This is a genomic window from Rhodococcus sp. CX, from assembly GCF_015865005.1.
In the GTDB taxonomy this organism is placed as follows: domain Bacteria; phylum Actinomycetota; class Actinomycetes; order Mycobacteriales; family Mycobacteriaceae; genus Rhodococcus.
On record NZ_JADZGH010000170.1, the window covers coordinates 23,151 to 26,923 of the forward strand.

Annotated in this window: 3 protein-coding genes and 1 pseudogene; all 4 read right to left on the reverse strand. The window is 67.7% G+C overall.

All coding sequences use genetic code 11. The features are described 5' to 3' along the window. Positions 1-263, reverse strand: a pseudogene (locus I0Q12_RS18115) (thiol reductant ABC exporter subunit CydD); the annotation flags it as partial. Beyond that, a complete protein-coding gene (gene cydB, locus I0Q12_RS18120; protein ID WP_197253249.1) occupies positions 260-1,303 on the reverse strand; it encodes a cytochrome d ubiquinol oxidase subunit II in 1,044 nt (347 codons plus the stop codon). The gene cydB and the pseudogene I0Q12_RS18115, both read right to left, overlap by 4 nt. A gap of 12 nt (positions 1,304-1,315) precedes the next feature. Next, on the reverse strand, positions 1,316-2,809 hold the full coding sequence (locus I0Q12_RS18125; protein WP_197253251.1) for a cytochrome ubiquinol oxidase subunit I: 1,494 nt from the start codon (positions 2,807-2,809) through the stop codon (positions 1,316-1,318). Between the two features lie 223 nt (positions 2,810-3,032). Then, a partial coding sequence (locus I0Q12_RS18130) for an aminodeoxychorismate lyase (RefSeq protein WP_197253253.1) occupies positions 3,033-3,773 on the reverse strand: 741 nt, incomplete at its 5' end.

Genomic DNA, 3,773 nt, shown 5'->3' on the forward strand with positions numbered 1-3,773 from the left:
AGCACGATCAGATCGGTGCGCCAGTCCCCCAGGGCGCGAGCGTCGGTGGTGATGACCCCGGCGAGGACCCGGCCGATCATCAACGCGGACACCACGATTGCCGCGACGTCGATCAGCGCGGCGATGACCGACAGGACGAGATATCCGCGGACGGACGCCGAATAGCGCCACAGTCGCGGATCGATCGGGCGACGACGCCCCCGCGCACCGCCGGATTCCGCGGAATCGGGACGGTGCGCGGGGGTGACGTCGGGGGTGGTCACGACCGGCCCGCTCCGATCGGCAGGCCGATCGACTTCGGGATGTGATGGGTCGAGATGCGCTGGCGGAAGACCCAGTACGTCCAGCCCTGGTAGATCAGGACGACCGGGGTGACGAGGACGGCTGCCCACGTCATGATCTTCAGCGTGTACGGGCTCGACGACGCGTTCTCGATCGTCAGCGACCACGCCTCGTTCAGCGTCGACGGCATGACGTTCGGGAACAGCGAGCCGAAGAGCAGCACGATCGTGCCCGCGATCGCGACGGTCGTGAACACGAACGCCCAGCCTTCCCGCTCGACGCGGGTGAGTGCGACGACGGCGAGCAACGCGGCCGCGGCGATCGCCACGAGGATCCACGTCCAGGTCTTGCCGTAGGCCAGTTGCGTCCACAGCACGAACGCGCCGGCCACGACGACCGTCGGAATCGACAGGCGGTGCGCGAGTTTCACCGCGTCACCGCGGACCTCGTCACCGGTCTTGAGTGCGAGGAACACCGCGCCGTGCAAGGCGAACACGAGTGCCGTGGTGACACCACCGAGCAGCGCGTACGGGTTCAGCAGCGCGAAGAACCCGCCGACGTACTGCTTGTCCTCGTCGATCGCGACGCCGCGGACGATGTTGGCGAACGCCACACCCCACAGGACGGCCGGCACCCAGGATCCGACGATGATGCCGAGGTCCCAGCGGCGACGCCAGGTCGGGTCGTCGATCTTGCCGCGGTACTCGATCGCGCAGACCCGCACGATGAGCGCGAGCAGGATCAGCAGCAGCGGCAGGTAGAACCCGGAGAACAACGTCGCGTACCACTCGGGGAACGCCGCGAAGAGCGCACCCCCGGCGGTGAGCAGCCACACCTCGTTGCCGTCCCACACCGGCCCGATCGTGTTGAGCAGCACGCGCCGCCGGGTGTCGGCGACCTCGTCCCCGCCCCGTCCGAGGACGGGCATGAGCATGCCGACGCCGAAGTCGAAGCCTTCGAGCACGAAGTATCCGGTGAACAGCACCGCGATGAGGACGAACCAGAGCTCTTGAAGTCCCATGATCGTGCTCTCCTAGTACGCGAAGGACAGTTGCTTGGGCCGGCCGTCGTCGGGTTCGTCGTGCTCGCCCGGCGGGTGCGCGTCGTGCGGCAGGGGCCCTTCGATCGTGTAGCGGCGGATCAGCCAGAACCACACCACGCCCAGGGCGGCGTACACGAGGGTGAACGCAACCAGCGACGTGATGACGGTGGCACCGGCATTGTCGGAGACGCCCTGGTCGACGGTGAGCCGGATCATGTCCACACCGGTCGGGTTGGGGTGCACGACCCAGGGCTGGCGTCCCATCTCGGTGAAGATCCAGCCTGCGCTGTTGGCCAGGAACGGGGTCGGGATCGCGAGGACGCTGAGCCACCCGAACCACTTCTGGTCGGGGACACGGCCGCCGCGCGTGACCCACAGTCCCGCCAGCGCCAGGGCCAGCGAGCCCGCACCGAGCCCGATCATGGCGCGGAACGACCAGTACGTCACGAACAGGTTGGGCCGGTAGTTGCCGGGACCGAACTGATCCTCGTACTGCTCCTGCAGATCCTGCACACCCTGCAGTTCGACGCCGGAGAAGTCGCCCTCGGCGAGGTAGGACAGGACGAACGGAACCTCGATGAGGTGGGTGACGCCGTCGCAGTCGTTGTGCGTGCCGATGGTCAGAACAGAGAAGTTCGGGTCGACCTCGGTGTGGCACAACGATTCCGCGGAGGCCATCTTCATCGGCTGCTGCTCGAACATCAGCTTGGCCTGGACGTCGCCGGTGAGGATCACGGCGACGCCGGAGATCATCATCACGAGCATGCCGAGCCGCGCGGCCGGACGGAAGATGCCCCGCGCGTCGCCCTCGAGCCGGTCCGCCTCGACGGCGTCGTCGGAGTCCTTGGCGCGCCTCATGTTCCGGACCATCCACCAACCGGCGATGCCCGCGACGAAGGTGCCCGCGGTGAGGAAGGCGCCGGCGACGGCGTGCGGGAACGCGGCCAGGGCCGTGTTGTTGGTCAGGAGCGTCCAGATGCTGGTGAGTTCGGCGCGCCCGGTCTCCGGGTTGTAGATCGCGCCGACGGGGTGCTGCATGAACGAGTTCGCGGAGATGATGAAGAACGCCGACGCGTTCACGCCGATCGCGACCAGCCAGATCGTCGCGAGGTGAAGCAGTTTCGGCAGCCGGGTCCACCCGAAGATCCACAGGCCGAGGAACGTGGACTCGAGGAAGAACGCGACGAGGCCTTCGAGGGCCAGCGGCGCACCGAAGACGTCACCGACGAACCGGGAGTACTCGCTCCAGTTCATGCCGAACTGGAACTCCTGGACGATGCCGGTGGCGACACCGAGTGCGAAGTTGATGAGGAACAGCTTGCCGAAGAACTTGGTCAGCCGATACCAGTGGTCCTTCTTCGTGACCACCCACATCGTCTGCATGATCGCGATCATCGGCGCGAGGCCGATGGTCAGCGGGACGAGGATGAAGTGATAGACGGTGGTGATGCCGAACTGCCACCGGGACAGGTCCAACACATCCATGGCAACTCCGTGGTGACGCCCAGGAACAATCGCCGAATCCGGGCTGTGGGCAGACACACCCGAATTCAGTGCACAACGTATCGGCCCCGCGACGCGCGCGAGGACGATCCGGTGTTACTACGAACTGTAGTAGCTATTTGCCCCGGATACGGACACGGTGTCCACAAACACAGTCGTCCCGAATGAGGCCCCCGGCTCACCCGGAGCCTGCCGCCCGCGGTCTCTAGTCGATCGTGTCGACCGCCAGATCGACCAGTTCCTCGACCTCGCGGTCCAGAGCCCGCCGCTCGAGAGGATGCCCGTCGAGGGTGTGGACACGCGCCGCGAGCGCCACACTCGACACCAGCCACACCCCGTCGGCGACGATGAGGTCGGCCGGGCGCAGGGTTTCGTACCGGACGGAGAAATCGCGTTGTTCCGCGACCTCGAACAGCGCCTGCTGCGTGGTTCCCGGCAGGATCCCCTGCGCCGGGGGCGGGGTCAGCAACGTCCGGCCGCGGGCGATCACGACGGTCGAACGCGGACCCTCGAGCACGCATCCCTCGCTGCTGACGAAGATTACGTCGTCCACGCCCAGGGACTCGGCGTGCCGCAGCGCCGCCATGTTCGTCGCATACGACAGCGTCTTCGCGCCGAGGAGCTGCCACGGTGCCCGCGACGCCAGATCCACCGAGAATCCCCGTTCGAGGGACACCACCGACACGCCGTCGCGCCGCGCCGCCTCGATCCGCTCCGCGACCGGGGTGACCAGCAGGAAGGCGGTCGGACCACCGCCGGTCTCGCGGCCCCGGGTGTACACCAGCCGCAGCGCGCCCTCACGGTCCTTGCCCCACTGTTCGACGGCCAGGTCGATCGCCGGCCGCCAGTCGTCGCGATCCGGTTCGGGCAGGCCCGCCGCCTCGGCGGACGCCGCCAGCCGGGCCAGGTGCCGATCGACGGTCCGTGCCCGCCCCTCCCGCACCAG